The following is a 1,671-nucleotide window of genomic DNA, read 5'->3' as shown; positions in this document are numbered from 1 at the left end:
AAAAAACAGTTAAAAGGAGCATTCCTGTTAGAAGGATTTTCGGCGACTTGAACAAAAAAGAGCCCTCTTGGTATGATACGGGGTGTCAAAATCTGCAGAAATTGACCCCTAATTTGTTAACCAAGGAGGACTCCATAATGGATTTTAAACAAAACCATAAAATAAATCAAGTCACTGAAAAAACACTCGTTGTCGGAATCGACATTGCGAAGCGAAAACATTTCGCCTGCTTTGTAGATGATCGTGGGAGAGTGCTCCAAAAATCATTTTCTGTATTACAGTCTAATGATGGTTTCCAGCATTTTTATCATCGTATTCTAACTGCGATGAAAGAACACGAAAAAACAGAAGTCATCGTAGGGATTGAACCTACTGGCCATTACTGGCTTAATTTAGCCTATTTCCTTGATGAACGAGGCATTCCCCTCGCAATGGCTAATCCTTTGCACGTCAAGCGTTCAAAAGAGTTGGACGACAATTTACCAACCAAACATGACCGCAAGGATGCACTGGTGATCGCTCGTCTCATAAAAGATGGACGCTTTAGTTATCCACGTATTTTGAAAGACATTGAGGCGGAACTTCGTGTTGGGTCAACATTTAGAGGTAAGTTGACAGAGGAATTTGGTGCTGTCAAAAATATGATGATTCGCTGGTTAGATCGATATTTTCCAGAATTCACTCAGGTGTTTCCGTCATTCGGGAAAATGGCTCTGGCAGTACTTGAATGTACTCCATTTCCAAGTGATCTATTTCAAAAGCAGCCAGATGAAGTCTTATCGCTTTACCGACAGGTTGAGGGGCTAAAATCTCCCCAACGACCAAAAGCAATACAACTTATTGAAGTCAGTTCTAACTCCATCGGAGTAACAGAAGGACGTGAGATGGCCCGTATTGAAATTGCCACGCTCGTTCGCCGTTACAACCAGTTGGAACAAGAAATTGAAAGCATTACACAGCAATTAGTTACGCTTGTACAAACGTCTGTAGAGTACGAATGGCTCTCAACGGTTCAAGGACTCGGCGATACCACAATCGTTGATTTGTTGGCCGAAATCGGTAGCTTTTCACACTATGAAGATCCACGCCAAATCATTAAACTTGCGGGATTAACTTTACGTGAAAACTCTTCCGGCCAGCACAAAGGGCAAAAACATATCTCCAAACGGGGAAGAAGAAAGCTTCGTGCCCTCCTTTTCCGAGTGATGATGCCAATGGTTCGCCATAATGAAGCCTTTCGAAAGCTGCATGAATATTACACTAACCGTAAGGTTAACCCGTTACGGAAGAAGCAATCTATTGTGGTTCTATGCGGAAAACTAATAAAAGTCTTACATGGAATAAGTACAAAGCACAAAGCTTTTGACGCACAGCGAATGATGAAGGATATTCCTAGTCTCGCAGAGGCTATGTAAAGTTCTACATCCCCTAATAGACCTAGACAACAGGATGACACGGAGAAGCTGGCACTATTTTTCCCATCCGACCTCGAGTCCCTAAAGGAGCTTCGCTAGCCTCTGCCTTATGACTAGACCGAACGAAGGAATGTAGGCACATAGATGCCCAGAGACATGGGAGGGTACGTCATCATAAGCTACGCAGAGATCCATTGTGCATCGCATAATTCCAGAGCACTACTTACCATCATTATCCAGTAGTGACCGCGTAGCG

General features: G+C 43.0%; 1 protein-coding gene. It reads left to right on the top strand.

What is annotated here, in order from left to right:
• Positions 1–137 precede the first annotated feature (137 nt).
• The gene (locus COD11_RS25590) at positions 138–1,415 is read left to right on the top strand and encodes an IS110 family RNA-guided transposase (RefSeq protein ID WP_098799709.1); all 1,278 of its coding nucleotides are present in this window, start codon (positions 138–140) and stop codon (positions 1,413–1,415) included.
• The last annotated feature ends 256 nt before the right edge of the window (positions 1,416–1,671 follow it).

Origin of the sequence: Bacillus sp. AFS040349 (assembly GCF_002577655.1) — a bacterium.
Classification (GTDB): domain Bacteria; phylum Bacillota; class Bacilli; order Bacillales; family Bacillaceae; genus Metabacillus.
The sequence above is the reverse complement of the archived record's forward strand: the minus strand, read 5'-3'. Positions and strand labels throughout refer to the sequence as shown.